Origin of the sequence: Desulfoferrobacter suflitae (assembly GCF_022603395.1) — a bacterium.
GTDB classification, from domain to species: Bacteria; Desulfobacterota; Syntrophobacteria; order Syntrophobacterales; family Syntrophobacteraceae; genus Desulfoferrobacter; species Desulfoferrobacter suflitae.
Genome location: NZ_JAIBKA010000023.1, coordinates 1 through 18936, shown reverse-complemented (window position 1 = coordinate 18936; position 18936 = coordinate 1). Strand labels below are relative to the sequence as shown.

General features: G+C 51.7%; 24 protein-coding genes. 7 read left to right on the top strand and 17 right to left on the bottom strand.

Going from position 1 to position 18936, the window contains the following annotated elements:
- The first annotated feature begins 271 nt into the window (after positions 1 to 271).
- The 5 genes from K1V27_RS22210 (at position 272) to K1V27_RS22190 (ending at position 5345) form a co-directional block, all read left to right on the top strand.
- Positions 272 to 967, top strand: coding sequence for a hypothetical protein (locus tag K1V27_RS22210; RefSeq protein WP_258932469.1), 696 nt, complete (start codon positions 272 to 274; stop codon positions 965 to 967).
- Positions 906 to 1886, top strand: a complete 981-nt coding sequence (locus K1V27_RS22205) for a carboxypeptidase-like regulatory domain-containing protein (RefSeq protein ID WP_258932468.1) — start codon at positions 906 to 908, stop codon at positions 1884 to 1886. Before K1V27_RS22210 ends, K1V27_RS22205 begins: the two co-directional genes overlap by 62 nt.
- Before the next feature lie 5 nt (positions 1887 to 1891).
- Entirely contained in the window at positions 1892 to 3262 is a 1371-nt protein-coding gene (locus K1V27_RS22200) for a hypothetical protein (RefSeq protein ID WP_258932467.1), read from the top strand.
- 562 nt (positions 3263 to 3824) lie between these two features.
- Positions 3825 to 4292: a hypothetical protein gene (locus K1V27_RS22195; protein WP_258932466.1), complete on the top strand. Its 468-nt coding sequence runs from the start codon at positions 3825 to 3827 to the stop codon at positions 4290 to 4292.
- Positions 4293 to 4436: 144 nt separating this feature from the next.
- Complete coding sequence (locus tag K1V27_RS22190) at positions 4437 to 5345, top strand: hypothetical protein (RefSeq protein ID WP_258932465.1); 909 nt, start codon at positions 4437 to 4439, stop codon at positions 5343 to 5345.
- Between the two features lie 138 nt (positions 5346 to 5483).
- Here the strand turns inward: K1V27_RS22190 and K1V27_RS22185 are convergent, their stop codons facing one another.
- The 14 genes from K1V27_RS22185 to K1V27_RS22120 form a co-directional block, all read right to left on the bottom strand.
- A complete protein-coding gene (locus tag K1V27_RS22185) occupies positions 5484 to 6227 on the bottom strand; it encodes a phosphoadenosine phosphosulfate reductase domain-containing protein (RefSeq protein WP_258932464.1) in 744 nt (247 codons plus the stop codon).
- Between the two features lie 125 nt (positions 6228 to 6352).
- Entirely contained in the window at positions 6353 to 7009 is a 657-nt protein-coding gene (locus K1V27_RS22180; protein WP_258932463.1) for a helix-turn-helix domain-containing protein, read from the bottom strand.
- A gap of 284 nt (positions 7010 to 7293) precedes the next feature.
- Positions 7294 to 7623 (bottom strand): hypothetical protein, encoded by a 330-nt coding sequence (locus K1V27_RS22175; protein ID WP_258932462.1) that lies wholly within the window; start codon positions 7621 to 7623, stop codon positions 7294 to 7296.
- A gap of 16 nt (positions 7624 to 7639) precedes the next feature.
- Positions 7640 to 7969 (bottom strand): phage holin family protein, encoded by a 330-nt coding sequence (locus K1V27_RS22170; RefSeq protein WP_258932461.1) that lies wholly within the window; start codon positions 7967 to 7969, stop codon positions 7640 to 7642.
- Positions 7970 to 8245: 276 nt separating this feature from the next.
- The gene (locus K1V27_RS22165) at positions 8246 to 9058 is read right to left on the bottom strand and encodes a caspase family protein (RefSeq protein ID WP_258932460.1); all 813 of its coding nucleotides are present in this window, start codon (positions 9056 to 9058) and stop codon (positions 8246 to 8248) included.
- A 143-nt stretch (positions 9059 to 9201) separates the two neighbouring features.
- A complete protein-coding gene (locus tag K1V27_RS22160; RefSeq protein WP_258932459.1) occupies positions 9202 to 9828 on the bottom strand; it encodes a thermonuclease family protein in 627 nt (208 codons plus the stop codon).
- 241 nt (positions 9829 to 10069) lie between these two features.
- On the bottom strand, positions 10070 to 10507 hold the full coding sequence (locus K1V27_RS22155; protein ID WP_258932457.1) for an HU family DNA-binding protein: 438 nt from the start codon (positions 10505 to 10507) through the stop codon (positions 10070 to 10072).
- A gap of 124 nt (positions 10508 to 10631) precedes the next feature.
- Positions 10632 to 10967, bottom strand: a complete 336-nt coding sequence (locus tag K1V27_RS22150; protein WP_258932456.1) for an HU family DNA-binding protein — start codon at positions 10965 to 10967, stop codon at positions 10632 to 10634.
- Between the two features lie 20 nt (positions 10968 to 10987).
- On the bottom strand, positions 10988 to 11284 hold the full coding sequence (locus tag K1V27_RS22145) for an HU family DNA-binding protein (RefSeq protein WP_258932455.1): 297 nt from the start codon (positions 11282 to 11284) through the stop codon (positions 10988 to 10990).
- A 129-nt stretch (positions 11285 to 11413) separates the two neighbouring features.
- Positions 11414 to 11596 (bottom strand): helix-turn-helix domain-containing protein, encoded by a 183-nt coding sequence (locus K1V27_RS22140; RefSeq protein WP_258932453.1) that lies wholly within the window; start codon positions 11594 to 11596, stop codon positions 11414 to 11416.
- Positions 11571 to 12080 (bottom strand): RuvC family protein, encoded by a 510-nt coding sequence (locus K1V27_RS22135; protein ID WP_258932452.1) that lies wholly within the window; start codon positions 12078 to 12080, stop codon positions 11571 to 11573. Before K1V27_RS22135 ends, K1V27_RS22140 begins: the two co-directional genes overlap by 26 nt.
- A 12-nt stretch (positions 12081 to 12092) precedes the next feature.
- Positions 12093 to 12911 carry an ATP-binding protein gene (locus tag K1V27_RS22130; protein ID WP_258932451.1) on the bottom strand — a complete coding sequence of 273 codons (819 nt, stop codon included), beginning with the start codon at positions 12909 to 12911 and terminating at the stop codon, positions 12093 to 12095.
- Positions 12826 to 14274 (bottom strand): hypothetical protein, encoded by a 1449-nt coding sequence (locus K1V27_RS22125; RefSeq protein WP_258932450.1) that lies wholly within the window; start codon positions 14272 to 14274, stop codon positions 12826 to 12828. The genes K1V27_RS22130 and K1V27_RS22125 overlap by 86 nt, the downstream gene beginning before the upstream one ends.
- 93 nt (positions 14275 to 14367) lie before the next feature.
- The gene (locus K1V27_RS22120; protein ID WP_258932449.1) at positions 14368 to 14592 is read right to left on the bottom strand and encodes a helix-turn-helix domain-containing protein; all 225 of its coding nucleotides are present in this window, start codon (positions 14590 to 14592) and stop codon (positions 14368 to 14370) included.
- Between the two features lie 95 nt (positions 14593 to 14687).
- Here K1V27_RS22120 and K1V27_RS22115 point away from each other — a divergent pair, with 95 nt between their 5' ends.
- Complete coding sequence (locus K1V27_RS22115) at positions 14688 to 15146, top strand: helix-turn-helix domain-containing protein (protein ID WP_258932448.1); 459 nt, start codon at positions 14688 to 14690, stop codon at positions 15144 to 15146.
- Positions 15147 to 15598: 452 nt separating this feature from the next.
- On the opposite strand, the gene K1V27_RS22110 is transcribed toward K1V27_RS22115, so the two are convergent.
- The 3 genes from K1V27_RS22110 to K1V27_RS22105 form a co-directional block, all read right to left on the bottom strand.
- Positions 15599 to 16768, bottom strand: coding sequence for a tyrosine-type recombinase/integrase (locus K1V27_RS22110; RefSeq protein WP_258932447.1), 1170 nt, complete (start codon positions 16766 to 16768; stop codon positions 15599 to 15601).
- The gene (locus K1V27_RS23100) at positions 16765 to 16998 is read right to left on the bottom strand and encodes a helix-turn-helix domain-containing protein (protein ID WP_353740647.1); all 234 of its coding nucleotides are present in this window, start codon (positions 16996 to 16998) and stop codon (positions 16765 to 16767) included. Before K1V27_RS23100 ends, K1V27_RS22110 begins: the two co-directional genes overlap by 4 nt.
- Before the next feature lie 319 nt (positions 16999 to 17317).
- A complete protein-coding gene (locus tag K1V27_RS22105) occupies positions 17318 to 17689 on the bottom strand; it encodes a helix-turn-helix domain-containing protein (protein WP_258932446.1) in 372 nt (123 codons plus the stop codon).
- A 544-nt stretch (positions 17690 to 18233) separates the two neighbouring features.
- Between K1V27_RS22105 and K1V27_RS22100 the strand changes: the two genes are divergently transcribed.
- A complete protein-coding gene (locus K1V27_RS22100) occupies positions 18234 to 18539 on the top strand; it encodes a hypothetical protein (RefSeq protein ID WP_258932445.1) in 306 nt (101 codons plus the stop codon).
- Positions 18540 to 18936: the final 397 nt, after the last annotated feature.

The window sequence follows — 18936 nt, the reverse complement described above, 5'->3', positions numbered from 1 at the left end:
ACTATTGCAGAAAACGAGTAGAAAATGCAAACACAGTCGCGCTATATGGCAGCTAATTATTTTCATGGCAGTTGTTAATCGGTGTGTTCGACCATACCCTGAGACCGCTGCAGAGAGCAAATTCATGCAGTTCTGCACAGCTCATGTGATAAGTATTCAGAAGCCGAAGTTCCACTATATTTCTCAAGCTGCACCCATTGTTTATAGAACCATTGGAAACTAGCTGACACTAAAACTGCCGTTAAACATCACATCCAGGGATAGCTTGGCCATGACCAGCAAAGTATTCGACTGGGTGAAAGACTGGATCGGCCGCGCCAATGTCGAGCGTCGGAAAGATGACACCATATCGCCATTCGCCGCACTTCAGCAAGCACTCGCGGTCCTGGCATTAGCATTATCTGGAACACTCCTTGATTATGTAGACAAAACCGTTTCCCCGCAAACGCTCATTTTTGTCAAAGTTTTTTTGCTCATAATAATAGTGGTACTGGCCAATCAGGTCATCATCGCTAAGAAGCCAATCGAACGAAATGACTTAATTCTCTCGTCGCCGAGGACGTCAGGAAAACTGGCTTACAGGTACACAGAGATAGATAGGCTGGCATCAAAACTTGTTGTCATCTTTTCTATAGGCTTAACCATCATTCTTGTTTGGCCTAAAACTGGTTCTTGCAAGCTGACCGTCCAATTTCGTGGCACAGAGAGTGCTCCCGCCATAGGGAGAGGTTTGGATTTTGAGTACATAGAGATTGCCGGTGCTGACCAAAGGACCAGGTTCGCTTTCAACAAGACAGGAAAAACCAACATTGAGATCCTCCCAAGCCAAGTAAAGAGATGGTCCTTTACGGTTGTCGGGTCCAGGGGAGAAGAGCTCTTGTCTTCTGAACTAAGAGGATGCCTCCATGAAAAGCGTGAATTTGAACTCACAGGAAAGAATGCAGTTCTCATGCTCAGTCCACCTTAGGCTATTTGCATGGATGATGTGCTTCGCGCTCCTTATTTTATCCATATTATGCACTCCAGTCTCAGCGCAGTCTTTGGTATCAGGCGATGTCACGGACGCTATGAGCGGGATCGCAATACCAGGTGTCCAGGTCACTTTGAAGAGAGGGGCCAATACCATTGGCACCTCGTATAGCGATTCTGATGGCGGGTTTGATGTTACAATACCTGCCGAGGTAGCTCGTAATAATACCGAGCTCAAAGTGATCTTGGAACATGAGAAATATGCTGGCAATTCATTGAGAATTCATATGGATGGTGGCAGCCCATCGGAGACTCATTACAAGGCCTCACTGATCCCAAAAGAAATCAGCGTATGTAGGATTTTTGATAGGCATTACGTGGTGGTAGGGCACTTTCTGTCATCGATGTCCGCCACTTATACAGGATTACCAGAACGGATCGCAACAGCCCTTACATACGAAGTCCTCCCATTGCTCCAGCAATACAAGATCAAACCAGAGCTCCAGCCCGACTTTCTTGCCTGTGATGAAGCCAGACCGAGAGCAGTTACTCAGGGAAGGAGTCTGGCACAAGCCCTTGGAGCTGATGCGTTTGTGTCCGGGAGCGTCCAAGGTGGAGAACAAGGATATGATGTGCGGACATTCGTGAGCGACCGCTGTGACATCTATTCAGTTCCGTTTAGCTCGATCAACAAGAACGTTGACCTAAACGATCCAGGCGCTGCCCAGCTTGATCCACATACGCGCGCAACGATCCTAGTTGCAATAGCTGCAGCGTACGAAAAAGAAGGCAAATACTCAGATGGCGTCTATGCGACGAATGCTGCGGAACATACTCTTGGGAAACTAACGCCGGAGATTCAGGCTGTCCGCGAGAGATGCCAGATGGGTCTTCCTCAAGTTGGTCTTGTGAGGTGAGATTTATGAAGATTCTCCGTATAATATTTATAGTGTTGGCACTATCATTTTCTTACTTGTCGTCTGCAATGGCTGGGCGTGATGTGCCAATTGATGTCCGACTTCGCTTGCTTGACAAAGGAGGAAATCAAATCAGTCTGCCTTGGGTCAAGCACCGTGTAGCTATTTTCGCATACGAAGACCCTGAGAATACCGGTTTAGGAGAAGACATTGCTATACTGATGGGAAGAGAGATTCTTTATAACAGCAATGTATATTCTTTGGGGGTTTTGTCTTTTACAGGTGAACTGTCCCCAGAAACTTATAAGTCGCTCAGTTACTTTGATAAAGTCGAAAATATCACAAAAGCTGAAGACGTTATCTTTTCAATATGGGGACGCATAATCCCAGTAGGTGACTCAGTCAGGGTGGACACTTTTCTTCAGTTTGCTGAAAAAATAGAAGATAGACTCTCATGGAAATTTCGGCTGCCGTTCTCTATGGGTGGCGGCGTATTGCAGGCGCACCTTAGGCCAAAACGGATCCTTATTCAAAGTATAAGATTAGATACGGATGTCAAGTCAGAAATTCCCAATGCTGTAAAGGCGCTTCGAACCTTGCGACGCAAGCCAAAAATGAATGCGAAGGTGGTGGCGAGCATTCCGCTCCAAAAAACCTATTCTGTTGAGAAAGAAGAGGGGGATTGGGTTTTTTTAAGTATTAAAAGCGGCCCAAAAGGATGGACTCCTAGAGCAGGATATTGTACCGGTTCCTGCAAACAACTGCTCGAGGCGGGCAGATTTTCGGGAGGACTTTTGAGATATGTTATTGGGCAGGGTAGTTTGAGAGACGCCACTGCCAGTTTATCTAATGAGGCACTCGCCATTGAAGAGCAAATAGGAGCACTAGACTCAATCCTGCGTGGCACTAAAATTACTGATATCTCTCGGTCTCTTGAAGTAGCTCAACGGTGGATCGGACCAAATAGATTGAGTGGAAAAGACGAGAGAACTGGAATTGATCGAGGCAATGGAACTCCTCCAGGTGGAGCAGCTTTTGCCAATATAGAAGCTTTAGCAAAGATTGCATATGAGCTGCACAAAAGTATCTACCACAGGAGAGAACATAGAATAGATTTATCGCATGCACCGGAACCGTTTTACCCGAGAAGGATGTACGACTACTTCTACACAACAGAGATAAAAGATTTCGAGAGCATCGACATAAGTCCCCATTACATTATGAGAATTGCAAATCATCTTGCTAAAGCATCTCTGCTTGACCCAAATAATCTTGACGTCCTAAACAATCTTGCGGTCCTGTTCGCCTACGCGGGCGACCAAGGACGCGCAAATCTAGCAATGGGTTTGGGCAAAGAAATCAAATCTAAGGAATGAGGTCAGTCACTTTTTTAATATTAAGCATATCACCACAGCTTCTTTTGCTTCACCAGCTCGCGGGTGCGCGCGGGGATTGGTTCACCGTTCAGACTTGGCGGTATTGTTCAACATGATGCTGAGGTCTTGATCGATTCACAATATAGGGCACTCGGCGATGAAGTTTATATTCTTTCATTCTGCGGTGAGCCTGAAAAGAAAAGTATTGCTGATAACGGTTATTGAGCCAATGGCGAGGTTATGGATCTGGAGGCGGTGCTGCTTTAATCTTCAATACCGAAAAGTTGGAGGAAATACTCGGTGAAGAAGCTAAGACTCGAGTTTTCCAAATGGCGGATTTTTATAGTACCAACTGTCTGAAAGTATTCGACAAATAGTGTAATGCCATAAGGGCAGATCTGGAGCGCTTCAAGAAGATTTTCCGCTTATAGCACATAACTACCTGGATAATAGCATTTCTTTCTACCATTACACTATTTTGTTTGTAGCATGTTGAATTCACATACTAAATTTCTCGAGTATTCTCGAGTATCATCGATTTTGGAAAACTCCAGTAGGAGTTATGAGTATAGCGCAGTTTTTACTTGGCGATTTGATTTACAGTCATGATGAGCAAAAGCTAAAAGAAGAGCTGTCAGATGAGATAGAGGTTCTCGCTGATATAGCAAAGCAATTTTTTAACCATGAGAATGTTAGCAACGGAAAAGAAATTCACTCATCTGGAGGATACATCCCTTTTGTGAGTTGCATAAGTCGTTATAAGCATTTTGGTTTTAGTGAAGAAAGGGAAGTCAGAGTGGTCGCCTTACCAACTTTAGTAGACGATGAAATGACTAAACTCGCTAAAGCGGCTGGCACCACTTTGAAGCCGGAAAAAGTGCGCAAGTTCAGGTTAAATAAGGAACAACGTGTACCCTACATTAAAATATTTGATTCGGCTGACGTAAAACTCCCGATCGAAAAGTACCTCACAGGAATAAAGAAGCCCGAAAGCAGAAATAGTCCAGATATTGCCAGAGACAAACATTGAAATTGTGTGCTCAGAGATCCCGTACGCGGACTGACAAAAAATGAAAAGGTTGGGCGCTTAACCAACCACTGGTGCGAACGCAAGGGGCCGCGCCGCACAGTTCACCGTTGGGCATATATTCATCGGTGCTAGAGAGGCAAAAAGGTGACAGAATCTGAATCGCTCATGATCGAAGGCTTGCCAAAACCCCCACCGGTTGCAGGGGTGAAAACCACCAATATCTGGCTTATCGAATGGCTGTCGCCAGCAGAAAGGCGCACTGGTCGTGAACTCCACGAGTGGATGGAAACGAAACGCTCCGGATGGTCCATTTACAATTCTTGTGATTCAAAAGCGGAAGTATTGGAATATATTAACCGAGCAGCGGCGATTGCGGAGCGGGGTCTGTTTGTCCCTCTCCTTCACATCGAAGCTCACGGTGGGGGCGCCGGAATTGCACCGTCTGCATCCAGGGATGCAGAGTTTCTCTCGTGGGAGGAACTGACCGACCCATTGCAGCAGTTAAACCTGGGGACCAAGTGCAATTTGATCGCCGTCGTAGCAGCGTGCATCGGGTTTGCAGGCATTAAGGCGCTGCGGCAGGGTCCAAGGGCGCCAGCAGTTGCGTTGGTCGGGTTGGACTCGACTGTTTCACCAACAGATTTGCTTATGGGGACAAAAGAACTGTATAGACGGTGCATGGATGATAGCCCGAGACTAACAGAAGTCGTGGAGAGTGCGTCTCGAGAAACAGGAACGGCCGCATTTCAATTGGAACCCTTGGCTACACTAGCTTATGAAGCTCTTGTTGAAACACTCGTCAAGATGAGAAGGCCATCTGTGCGACACGAACGCATTAATGAGTTTCGGCAACGGATGGCATTGGGAACAGACTTATCGCCTGAAGAGATTGAATATCGCCTCGCGAGTATACCCATACTACCCCCTTGGAATGAGATACAACAAACTTGGGACACTATGTTCATGATTGATCTTGAGCCTAGAAATGCGGAGCGATTTGGTATCGACTGGAAAACAATTGTCGACAAAATTGGCAGCCATCCTTTTGATTAGTCAGGAGCGGCGTGTCCAACTCCAGTTGCAGCGGACCGCGCGATGCGGCATGTTGGCTAATACGCTGAGCCATCAGTTATGTGCACTAATATCCGTTCTACAAATGCACCGGCACAAAATCCTTATTCTGCCAACGCATTAAGCAATCCCACGGTACCAGTTTTGGATGTACTCCTCGGCGGTTTGCTCTTTGAGGTGGGCACCTTGGGATTTTCTTGCCTCGAACCATTCCGTCACGGCGTGCTCGAAGGCGCGGTAGAGGCCCGGCCAACGATCGCGGTTGCGATTGACCAGGGCCATATTCGGGGTACAGATCCAGGGGCAGATGACGCAGCCGATCCGGTCCCAGCCTTCATCGTAGAGAGACGGGTAAGGGAGCCGGTATCGCTCGATGAGCTCCCAGATCATCCATTCCTTCCACAGGAAGATGGGTTTGTAGATGACGGTCTTTTCCCGGACATTGCGGTCGATGCGGGGCCGGTCACCGCGATCGGCTGATTCCTCGATGCGGATGCCCATGATACGATGCTTTAACGGGATCGCCCGGGAGGGGTATTTGCGAAGATGATCGCAGCACCAGCGCCGGGATCTCAGGGGTGGGAATTTTTTCTTGATGAGGGTGAAAAAGCTCTGCTTGGGATACAGGAATCGAACCTCCCGGTAGTGTTTTCTGATGAACCGCACGACCTCCGGTGGATCAATCCCTCCGCAGCTGTAAAAGGACTGATGCTTCACTCCTGCAAGCCGCACCAGCTCGAGGGTGACGATACTGTCCTTGCCGCCGCTGAAAGCGACGAAGTAGCCCTCGGGGGGTTCATGGCTTTGGATGAACTTGACCGCCTCTTGGACGATCAGACCGAGGGTGTCCGGATTTTCTGTCACCTGATGAAATCTCCCTTTTACATCGAGCCAGCCCGTCCATGGGATCGAGACCGCAACACGGTCCAAAGTGCCAGCGCCAGGCGTTGCACTCCCTGCGCATCCAGGTACATAATCGGAGATCCTCCCTAATTTCCCGCTTGCCGGGCCGGTACAGGATCACAGGATGGTTCAAGGGAAGCTTGCTCCTCATCTGTTGAGATCCTCTTTCGATAGTCGCTCCGAAACTCATCAATCAATGAGACCAGCCAAGGAATGTCCGGCATGCAGGCCTCGAGCTCGAACAGATGCGAACGAATAAAACGGGCAAGATGGATCGGTTTGATTCGCCAGTGTCCGAGGCTGCCCGGCTGATCCTTGTACGCTCTGAGCATGCCCGCTTTGATCCAACGCACGACTTTGTCACGGGAGCAACGAAAGCCGACGGCAACCTCGCTCACCGAGTAGGTATCCGGCTTTTGGCGAAGTCTGGCCGACTGTATCTTTCCCTTGATCGCTGTGCGGCTTCGGATGTAGCCCTTGGAATGGAGCGACTGCTTGATCCTGGATACGGTGGCCTGCCCGGCATGTTTGGTTACGAGTGCCTCTTCTTCCTGGGTCCATCGCTTGGTCTCCCGACTGACTCCAATGGTGATGGATCGCAGCTGAATCTGCCATTTCGGATAGCCTGCGAACAGCGGGTGTGCGGCCAACTTGGTTATGGCCCCACGATAGTAGTGCTCTTTATAAGTTGTGCGGATCGCCTCATCCTGCTCCTCCGTCCAGACGTACTTGCATTTGCCCATGAGCCTCAAATCCTCCCTTGTGTTTCGTACTCTGCCCCCAACCTATCCAACCCACCCCAATGCCCATCCCTCCCCCTGCTGTCCCCCTCCCTTCCCGTTCACCCCGTTTGGGTGAGGACCGAAGGGGCTGAAAAAGGCGCCTCTGGATCGAAATGGGTGCCCCAGACTGGGCGCTTTTTGATCAAGGCATGGTTTCAGGTGATGAGACATGACCGGGAGGCCTGTGTCAAAAATTGCCCAGTGTGGGGCATGATTTGCACAAAGCGAGATGCCAGGAAAAATTGCTACGGCGATTTTTTCTTTGCAGGGTGGGACGATTTCAAGCGATCTACCAGCTTTTGCCGTTGTTGGGCCGACACGCTGCGCTTCCTCGGAGCGGTCTTCATGAGCCATTGGGCAGTCAGGAGCTTGTCCAGGTATTTCTGGGGCTTCAGACGTTTGAGCTGCTTTTGTCTTCGAATCATTGGCAGATCTCGATGGGCCTTGCACCTGCAAATCTCCTCTCCGATGGTCCAGGAGCGCCTTGCGAGCTCCGGATCCAGGGGGCAGAGATTGGCGCTGCAGGACCTGAAGTGTTTGCAGTCCACCGGGTTTTTCGAGGGGCGCCTGGTCATTCGTGTCACAACTTTCCTAATTTCGCTTGCCGAGGTTATTGCCGTTGGCCCTGATCCCGAGCTTTTTTTCATAGATGCAGGTGAAGGCGGAAAGAGCCGCCGGGCCGGCAAAACCGGCCATGCCAATTAGAAAACTTTGTAGGAAATGCGGAAGGTTCATGTATCTCACCAGGTAGCTCGCCATGACTCCGGTAAAGCCCGAGACGATGCAGCACGATAGGAACTGGTGCACAGTGAGACGCTTCGAGGACATAAAGAGCTTGGCAAACCCGCCGAAGATCGCGAGTACTGCCGAAAGGAGCAGAATCTTTATTTCTTCCAGCGGGATGAGCTCGTTTCCACGCATGGTGATGCTCCTTGTTTCCCTGGGGCTGCCAGTCGTTTGAATTGAACTACAGAGGTACGGGGGACACTGAGATGAAGTTTTGTTTTGAGTGATCGAGAGGCGATCAGTCAAAACGAAGCCCGCTTCACAAGTGGATTCATCTGGTCTTGAGTTGAGAAATCCTGCGAGTCTTTTTCCCGGGCGCCTGTCGACCGGGAAAAAACGACCAAACCCTGCGTACTCTGTGACTCCGTGGTTAATAGGCTTTGGGCTTTCAGCTTCGAGCTCATTGTTCGCTCACTTCGACTTGCCATTTCCGACAGCAAGCAGAGGCATTCTCTTTAGCTTTCTGCTCGTTTCGAGCTGGGGAACCTGAATGAAACCGCTCTTTTTGAGATCGGCGCGCATTTCTTTCAGCAAGTCTTTACGGTAGATGCTTCCTCCCGCCTGTCTTATCCGGTCGCAAAGTAAGGTGGTGAAGGCCCCGCCGTATCGCCCGTCCAAAAGCGCGTCGGCCGCATACTGATTGGCGCGGCAGGCGGCCCAAAGCACCTGGGCTTTGTTCGGTCGGAGGCGTCGCGAGCAACCGTTCAATCCGAGTTTGTGGCCAACCGGGACCAGTTCGGCGGGGGGTGGCAAGAAGCGGGACCTTAAAGCGGCAGTAGGATTCGGCACGAGCCTCAGACCAGTGCCGGAATGACAGCAATCCAGAAAGACCTCGAGGTGCACCCCCGGGGCAAGCGAACCGAAGATGCCGGCGAGATCGTCGTCGCGGATGAAATTCGAGCGCCAGTCCAGATCCACCGGGCAAAGAATTTCATCTAGTTTGTCTTTTTCGTCTCCCGAGGTATCGATCACCTGGGAGCCGTGGCCGGAGAAATGAAAGACCAGCAAATCACCTGGTTGCGCTTTATAGACCAGCATTTCCAAGGCCCGCAAAATGTTGAACGTGGTGGCTTCCCGATCGGTGATCACGACGATGTCGTATTGGCTGAATCCGAAAAAATGGGTGAGCAGGTTTTGCATGTTCTCCACATCGTTCAGACAGCCCATGAGATCGCTCGATTGTCCCGGATAGTTGTTGATGCCGATTAGCAACGCTTTTTTCATGTTAACCTCCGGTTGCTTTTAAGTTTTAGGTTGTGGGTGCAAGGTCCAGGGTTTAGGGTTCAAGGTTCGGGGTTTACGGATTTCAGCCAGCTGCGGGATTTGAGTGCCGGTCATTTTGCCGGCTGTTTTTTCCGAGCCTCGGTTCAATAGCTGTAATCGGGGATGCAGGCGGAGCATGCGTTCAGGCCTGCGGCCAAGGCCTCCTGGGAAGTCTGAAACTTGCTCCTGGCCCAACGAGCGTAATAACAGCCGGGACGGTGAAAGGATCGGGTGGTGGCTGGGTAGAAGGGCTCGGCGCAAGCACCCCAGATCCCTCTTCTCTCGCTCATCGCTGTTTGCTGCAGCGCGGCATAGTCTTCCCAGTCACTGGAACCTTGGTAGGCAAGGGCGTAGCCGTCTTCGACCATGCAGCGGTTGACGCACTTTTCTCCGATAAAAGCACCGGCGAGCACGCGGTAATTATCGTCTCGCACGAGCGATGTCGTTTGCAGTGTGACGATGGATCCGCTCGGACAAAGTCCCCAGAGGTGGATGGTGGAAAGCTTTGCCAGCACTTGGAGAGTGCCCGGATCAACGTTCAGGACCTGGCATTGGCGCGCCGCGTGCTCGCCGTATGTTTTCTCGGGTGCATCGATCCCGAGCAGCCTCACTTTTTCCTTTTGGCCCAGCTGAACGACCAGGGTGTCGCCGTCGATGATGGTGATGAGCCTTGCTTCCAGGGTGGCGTTGGCGTCCAAGTTTCTGCAAAAATAGAGATCGATCCCGCGCACACTGGTTCTCTCAGTGTTCAGCAGTTTGCACTCGGCGCACTCCTTGGGGACGAAGAATGCGCCGGGACTGTTTTTGAAAAGATCGGGACAGGACATGGGAAACGGAAGTCAGATGTCGGAGGTCGGAAGCCAGAATAGTGGACTCTGCGACCCTGCGACTTGGTGGCTAAGCACCTGTTTTCATGACTCGTTGTGACCATCTGGAAATGGTATGCATGGGCACCGCAAGCCATGTGGTTGATTATTTCCGCTTGCGGGCGCCTGGCTTTGTTTTGCGCTTGGGTTTGGCGCCGGATTTGGTTCTAGTTTTGGGCTTGGTACCGTTCCGGCCAGTGACATTGGTTCTGGCGGCTCCCTTGTGTTTGCCCGTTGTTTTTGCCGCGGCCGCTTTCTGCTTAACCCGTGGTTGAATGCTGTCGTTCAGCCCTGCCGACGGTTTGAAGCGGACGGCGATCTTTTCCGGAATGGCGACGGGTTCGCCGGTTTTGGGGTTTCTGCCTTGCCGGGCGGGACGAATGACGGTCCTGAAGGTGCCGAATCCGGCAACGATCAATCCCTGCCCTTCGACGATGGATGCTTTGATGCACTCGATGACGGCGTCGACCGCCGCCTTCGCTCGGGGGAGAGAGACCGAGCCCTGCTTGGCGTAATGCCTGATGAGATCGGATTTTTTGTGCATGACCTTTCCTCCTTTTCCTGTGTGCGGTTTAAAAAAAGGACTGAGAACTGAATTCTGAGGACTGAGTGGTTAAGAACGCGGGCACTACTGAAGAGCATTTTTATTAGCACTCAGTCCTCAGTCCTCAGCACTCATCACTCGTACTCAGCCTGGCGTCCACGGCCTGCTTGAGACGCTCCGAGGGGGCGAAGGAAATGCGGATTTGCCCGTTTTTCGGGTTTCGGGAGGCCCTGAAGCGGCCGAAATTCGGGATTGCGAGATCGCCTTCCGAGAGCACATGAACAATGGCGTTCAAAACGTTGTCGATGGCTTTTTCCGCCGCCTTTTGCGCTTCCCTCCCGGAGGGCAGGCTCAACGGGATGACCTTCTGGATGACGTCCGCCTTGCTGTGGGAAGCTCCGCGCAAGAGCAGCGCCTCCGATTTCATGCGCTTTTTGCGAAGGTCTTTTTTGCTCGTCATGGCCTGTCCTCTGAAACTCTTTATCGCGCGGAAGCTTTAGGGCCGCCGTGGACTTCGATGAGCTTTTTCGATGGCCGGAATCTGACAGTCGTTTTTTCAGGGATGGAAACGGGCTCGCCGGTTTTTGGGTTTCTGCCCGTTCTAGCCTTGCGCGTCACCGGCTCAAAAGTGCCGAACCCGGTAAGCTGAACGGGTTCCCTCTTGATGAGGACCTCGCCAAGGATGTCGATCACGGTGCCGATGATTTGAAGGGCTGCCGTGAAGGAGATTCCCCGGTTCTCTGCAAGGGCGCGTGCGATGTCTTGCTTGTTTGCCATGATTCGACTCCTGTTTTTGGGTTATGAGTGTTGAGGTCACATCTGACTTGGAATGGCTGATAGCGGGAAAGGACGGGTTTGGCAAATCGCCGTGTCCACTGTGGGGCACTGTGGTCCCGGAAAATTGGGCTATTTTTTGTAGATTGTCGATTTTTTGAGGCGGGTCAGCTTGTCGAGCTCTCTTTCAGGAATCCGCAAAATGCTCCGAATTTTCACGGCTTTCAGCCGATCTTCCTTGATCAGGCGGTACACGGTTTTGGTGCTCACACCGAGGATGTCCGCCACTTCATCGGGCCGGTAAAATCGCTTCATGGCGTTTTTTCCTTTTTGCCCCTCTTTTGAAGCGGTTGGTCGTGAACCACCAGTAACCGATGTTGATCGAGTCGGCGACATTGTGATCGTCGATGGGCCGGCCGGCGATCTCGGAGGCCTTCAGCATGGAGACGGCTTTCAGTTGCTCACGGCCGAGGCTCGATCCGCCCAGAGATTTTTGCCAGGCAAAGGGCTCGACCACCTCATAGTCGATTCCCGCCAGAATGAAGGCGGCGGTGATCATGGCGCGGGCCGAAACCAGCCGGGAGACCGAGCGAAACCGCCGGCAGGCGTCGATGGATGCCGGCAGGTACTGATTTTCAATGACCAAAAGCTCCGGCTGCCAAATCTCGATAACGCCTCGAACCTTGGGCAGCCATTTGCCGGGCGAGCCTCTGAACAGCTTCCAGGTGACCAGCTTGATGCCGTTGAATACGGCAAAGGCCGGCGTCGACACATCCGGATCGCAGGCGCAGTAGATCATGTTCCCCTCCTTTCATGCTTGCAGTCGGAAGTCGCTGCCGGAAAATTCGATCACGGCCGACAGCTGTCCGAGGATGCGGCTGATGATGGCGCTCGCCAGGTCCTGCATCAGTTCGCTCCCGCTCCAAAAGGTTGTAAGCTTTTCGATGCCGCGGTTGGCGATCAAAACGGTCGGCAGCTGGTAGAGATAGCGGTGGTCGATCAGCTCAAAAAGCTTGCCCAGTGCCCATTCGGATGAGGCGCGCTTGTCGATATCGTCCAGCACCAGCACGGTTGCGTTGATCGCATCGCACCATAAATCGTATTCGCTGCCGGCATTGGCGTTGCGCCAGCCCTGCTGAATGCGGCTGCAGTATTCCGACCACCGGATGAGAAGCGGTTCCCACCGGCGTTCGAGACACAAGCAGCGGAGCGCTGAAACGCCAAGATGGGTTTTTCCCAAGCCGTAGCCGCCGAAGAGATACAGCCAGTTCTTGGCGCCATGGCGGACGCTTTCAAGATACCCCTCCAGCTTTTTCGCCGCCGCCTTGGTCGAAGCATCCCTCTTTTTCCATCGCTCCAGCCGCATGTGAGCATAGAGACCCTCTTCCAATCCTTGCTGTCGCATGCTCCGGCGAAGCTCTTCCAAGAGAGCCTGTTTTTCACGCTCTTCCTGCGCCCTGATGCGGCACTCACAGGCCGGCCGAAGAGTGAATTCCTGCTGGAACACCTTGAAGCGGATGAGCGTCAGGGGTTTGGCGCACCATTCACAGGAATCGCTTGACTGCGTCTCGAATTGACTGAACGTGTTCGGATCCATCTTCTTGGTGTGATCGAGGTTCTTCTGTGTCATGCTTCTCCTCCCTGCTCCAAGCGCTGGAAGCGCCGCCCTGGTTGTGCGAGTCGGCGCCGTTTTCTTCCCAGTCCTCCCACCTGCGGGAGGACAGCCAGCCCTGACCCCATTTCGGCGATCCTCCTTTGGCGATGAGGGCCGGGCGGGCTTCAGCTTCTTTTGCGGCGGCTTTGATGATTCTTGCGGCGAGCTCGCGGCTGAGATCGGGGACATCCAACCAGGCATCAGCGGCCTCGGCGCGGCCTTTCTTGTAGCCGAAGGTCAGCCAGAACTGCTCGAAGGTTTCGAGCTTCCAGCCTGTGAGCTTGCGCTTGCGTTTGGTTAAGTAGGCCTTCGATTTCGGCGCCCCGTGCGTTTGTTGATCTTCGGTGCGGGGTGGTTCCTTCACCTTTGATTGACTGTGAATAAGGGCTGAAGACTGCTTGCCTACCACTTGCACGTCTTCCTGTTGAGAGCAGATCGGTGAGAGTTTTGTTGCGTCCCTTTCCAGGTCCTCGGGTTCGAGTTGGATGGTTGAAGTTGGATGGTTCGAAAGATGAGCGGATACCGCACCGTCAGGTGCGGACAACACCGGAGATTCCGAGGAATTTTGAGGTTTCCCCGCATCTTGCGATGCGGAATGTTTTTTATGTTTTTTATACTCTGTAACTCTGTAACTCTGTAGGGTGACGTCACCGCTGACGTTCTCTGTGACATCACCTGCACCGTCACACGCGACCTCGTGCGTGACGTCACAGAGACCGTCACTGTGACGCTGCACTCCGGACATGGATTGTAAGTCGTCGATATCAGGGTAGTTATTAATTTGGGCCGAAAAGGTGGGATTGCACCCTTTTTCGTTGAGGTCGCGGCGAGCCTCACCGCAATTTTTTTGCGGTTGATGGTAGGCGGGAGATTGTGACGATTGCGTGACGTCACTGCCACTGTCACGCGTGATGTCACCATGACCGTCACCGTGACCGCCTCGGTGACCGTCGCTGTGACGGAATCGTGCATCCTCCTCCAGTTTCGTTCGGTTCAGGCGCTGTCGGTAGCGGCGGGTACGTTCCGCGCTGGAATCGTTTTCGAATTGGCGCTTACCCCAGTTAACGACCCGCAGCACGCCGTCCTCTTCCGCCAGCATCTCATAAGGTGCGCTACTAAAGAGGTCCATGGCGCGGGTCGCATCGTCCAAAGATACATTGGCTTCATCGGCAATGTCCGCGGGTTGTGCCGGCATGCTCTTACGGAGCAGCAGCCAGCCAGGTTGTGGTGACTCGCGCGCCACGCAGAGGATGGTGATCCAGATCCAGCGGTAGGAGACGGGCAGCCGCCTCAACTTGGGATCACGCCTTATCTCGGTGTAAAGTCTAAGCCATTTCATCGCAAACTCCTGCCTCTCCAAAAGTTGGGTAGACCAGGGCGCCAGGGTCACTTCGACGCGCTCTATGACGTCACCGAGCATGTCACCATGCCGTCACCCGCTCAGTTCGTCTCTCAATCTTTCCAAAATCTGTTGGGATATTTGCCCTTTCGGTACCTTTTCGTCATTCCAGTAGCGGGCGATGACGCGATCGACGGTTTTCGGCTTGTAGCCGTGCTTCCTGGCGAAAGCGGCAACGGAAAGACCTCTTTTCAGCAACAATTTTGCCCTCAGTTGGCATCTGAAGTCTTTTTCTGTTTTGACTTTTACGTCCTGCATGCTATCCTCTTTGTAGATGTTATCGACGGAAATTATGGGCTTAGGCTGATGAATGGAGTGCCTTTGCTGCCATTAGCTACGATCAGGATAAAGCCATGAAAAAGAGCGTCTCGATGGACTTTGCGCAATCCTTTGGAAGAAGACTTTCCACGCTGAGAAAAGAGCTGAGCTTGCACCAGAGCAAAGTGGCCGAAAAAATGAAAGTCTCGGAGCGGGTTTATCGCCGCTACGAAGCAGGCGAGCAGGTTCCGGGAACGGATAAGGTGAATGCGCTCGTAGAGGATCTGCAGGAGTTGAATCCCGAGTGGCTGCTAACGGGTGACGGGAGGATGTTTAAGTCTTCCGGACTCAAAGAAACCATTCTTGACATCGTGGCCGGCAACGAATCAATTCAGCGGATTGTCATCATGTTGAAAGGACTCGATGATGAGGACCTGCAAGGCATTCTGCACCAGGTCATGGAGCGGAAGCGACTGAGGGACCTCCATACGGAGCTTAGAGACATGGTGAATAAGTTGGAACGGCCAGTGTCCGGAGGAGCTCATGAGGAATGAACTGAATAGGCCAGAGGGCCCGTTTGGAAGAATGGGGATGTGCATAATAAGAAAAGCGCAGGGCTGATGAAAAATAAAATTGCCTGTAAAGGTCTTACAGAATACTACATCTTGACTGGTCTCTGATGCTCAATGATCCTTATTGAGGTCTATTGCGGTTATGGTTGACGGAAAAGGCTGTAAAACCGCATAGATGCCGAGCCATTCAGAATCCGGCCTTCGGCACCAAGTCAATAAAATCAATAGGTTACAAGTGGTAGCACTACTTCGGGCCGAGGTAAGGGCCGAGGTGAGAAAAGCCGGTTTTCTAACCCCAGAAATTATGCCGGTTTCTGACCTCGGCCCTTGGCTTTTAGACGGGCCGAGATATAAGATTTCGCTCCGTTCCTTCTTGCCAAATCTTCTTTGCGGTCATGCACTGAACCTCAGTTCGCTGCAACTTCGCGCAGAGTTTAGTCGTTCTGGTTCAGACGCATTTCGGACAGTCGCTTCAGTTTGAGCGTTTTGCCGAGGTTCTTTTTACCCTCACCGGGTATCCAGTGACCGTAAGTGTCAACGGTCATTGAAATGGAGTGGTGCCCCAGCTGTTTTTGCACATAGGCTGGGCTGTAATGATCCATCAGCAGGATGGTTGCGTACGTGTGTCTCAAATCATGTGGGCTTCTGGCTCTAACCTTGGCGGCAAGACATGCATGCTGCAGGGCTCTTCGTACGATAGGCTGGGAGTTTCTCGGAAAGAACAGATAACCGACCTCTTTACCCTGTCCCAGGGCTTCTTTCCTCAGCTTGAGAATGTGTGCCTCAAGCTTCTTCGTGTTTTCCTCCGTCAGGTCGATGAGTCTCTTACCGTTCTTGGGAAGACTGAATCGCCCGTTTCGGACCGTCTCCGAGACCATATACTGTGCGTTGGACACATCCAAATGAGCACGATGCATAGCGAGGCACTCGCCGAGTCTCATTCCGGAATGGGCTATGGTCTCGATAATGAGAGCTACCGTGGGATTCAGAATTCCTCTCAAGGATCCCAAGACTCTGTCGAGGTCATCTTTTGTCAATGGATCTGCCACGCTTTCATTGCGCTTACGCTTAGGTGGCAGGATTTTTCTGAGCAACCCTTGGCAAGGATTTTCAGTGAGTAGCCCTCGGTCTATTGCCTCGGAGAAAATTCCGCTCATGACGGCGTGAATCAGTTCTACCGTCTTGGGAGCTCTGATGGCTGACGCATTTACTAATAGATCTTTCACTACCGCGCGGTTGACCCTATCCAAAGGTTTCTGCCCTATAGAAGGGAGAACAAAATCACGCATGAGAGAACCATACCGTTCAACGGTATTCGGTGACCATTTCGACTGGCCACTTTTCATCCAATCCTCCGCGACCATTTTGACCGTGTAGCTTCGTGAATCCCTCTCTGTCCTCGGAGTCAAACCAAGCTTTGCAGCCATGAGTTCGGCATACTGAATGGCTATTTCCAATTCCTTTCCGAATCGCCTCCCATTACGGAAACCCTTATACTTGATCGAGACCTCCCAGGTCCGATCCTTGCTGAACATTACGTTCACACCCTCTGATATTTGGTGAATTATTCCGTACCTTCCCTCCTTAGTTGGGTAGTCTTTCATCCAAGCACCTCCTTCAGCGCTTGCTCACACAAGTGGTCAAAGCGCTGCTTTCCGGTGCCGCCAGCCTGAAAATTATTCCGCATCCATAGATCGAATTCACTGCGCTTGATCCGGACACTGCGGCCAATCCGATAGAAAGGCATACCCTTCTTCATCCACAGTTTCAAGGTATTTATGTGGAGCGAGCTGTATTGAGAGAGTTGTTTGAGAGTTAAGTACTCGTTCTCCATGGAAGAAGACCCTGCGAGTCATGATAATATGAATCGATCATCTTCGGATGTTGCTCAGAAAGAATCTTTAGTCTGTCGCCATTTTTAATTCTCCCACTTAGCCATCGTTCTATCTCATGTTACAAGCAAACGGAGGTAAGGCCTTAGGCACTGCGCCAGCTGGGGCCGGATTCGGCAGATTAAAGAATTCTCAAGCGTGCGTTGAAAAACCAGCACTGCTTTGACTTACCATTTATGGAAAATTCAATCAAGAACTTTATTTCCATAAATGGAATGATCACGTGTTATACGATTGGTATGGGTCTATTCGTGAGGATTTCTATTTAGGCGACTTGGCCTTAAGGGGCCGCGCAGGTGGCTGGTTTTCTTGCGCTCTGCCGCGAACTCTTTGGAGGATACTCAACACCTGGTTTCGCTCTCTGGCAGTCATTACTGGACTCAAGTTATCGGAAAGCCTTTCCATTTCATCAATCATGCTCTGCAGAGAGGTTTCTCTGCTGGATCTTTCCATCTCCTCCAGGCTCATCCCCAAGCCGGTGGCGATTTTTTCTTTCATCTTCACGGTGAGATTGCTCTGATGGCCGTTGATGATGCGGCTGACCGAGGATACCGCGATACCGCAGCGCTGGGCAAAATAATTCTTCGACCAGCCTTTTTCCTTGAGCTTCTTGTCCAGGTACTGTCCGAGCATGCCTTTACTCGCTGTCTCGGGTGACTTCCAGTGATGCCTTTTATTGCAACGGATTAACTAGTCACCAACTAACTTACCAGACAGTTGCCGCTCTGACCATCAAAATAGAACAAAAATCCAAGGATTTTTTTCCTTTTGGGGAATCAATCGAAAAAAATTCTTGACATATGTTTTCCATCTATAGAACGTTTGGCGACAATTGCCCCATTTTTTAAATGGGCCTTCTACCAAAAGGAGAAACTCGATGGCCAAGGAAGTCAGCAAAACCTTCAGGATGGATGAACCGTTTGCAGCATGAGCGTATTCATGCGGTGCTCTTGCAAAGCTGAGCCCCGCGCCCGCCTCAAACCTTTACATGGAACAAACTAATGTTTGTTTCAGGCGATCCCACCCCAAGCGACAACAAACTTCTTTCGGGATTCCATGCCGCCCCGAGTTGGGCGAAGCCTGCTTTAATCGAACAGTTACCAGATCTATCAACGGCATCAAATTCTACCGGCCCCTTGTTTGCATTACCGGGTCTTTATGCCTCAGGAGAGAGCCCATGAATCCAGATATCCGGATTTCCATCAGCTTCAAGGGCCACCGCAAGCGCCGCAAGCTCAAGGCTTTGCTCGGCCCGGATGCAACCGACTATTTGCTCGATCTTTGGATTGGCGCGGCGGTGAGCAGACCGGAGGGAGTGCTACGCGGCTACAGTCTCTTGGATATTGCGTTGGAAGCCGGGTGGGAGGGCGATCCGGAGGAGTTTGTGGGCAAGCTTGTCCAGGTGGGGTTTCTCGATGTGCTGGAAGACGGCACTTACGCACTCCACGATTGGGAGGAGCACCAGCCGTTCGTGGTTCAGTAGAAGGCGCGATCGGAAAGGGCGAAAAAGGCGATTCGGGCGCGATGGCGCAAATCCACACAAGTGAAAAAGCCGGTTGAACAGACTGCGGATACCCCGAGAATACCGGCTAAAGAATCGGGGAGCAGTTCGAACAAACGACCGGAACCGGCCGAGAAATCTCCAGACCTACTTCACGAATACGTAGAGAATACGTCGAGTATTCTACCCGAAAACTCCCCGAATTCGGCGCCTATTCAAAACGAATACGGTTCGAACAGCACCCGAATACGCTCCGAATACGGAGAGAATACGCCGCGTATATCACCCGAATTCGCTGAGAATACGCAAGCTGTGCCAGGCGAATTCTCCGAGGATACCGAACGTAATACCCCGTACCGTACCAACCCTCAATATGTAA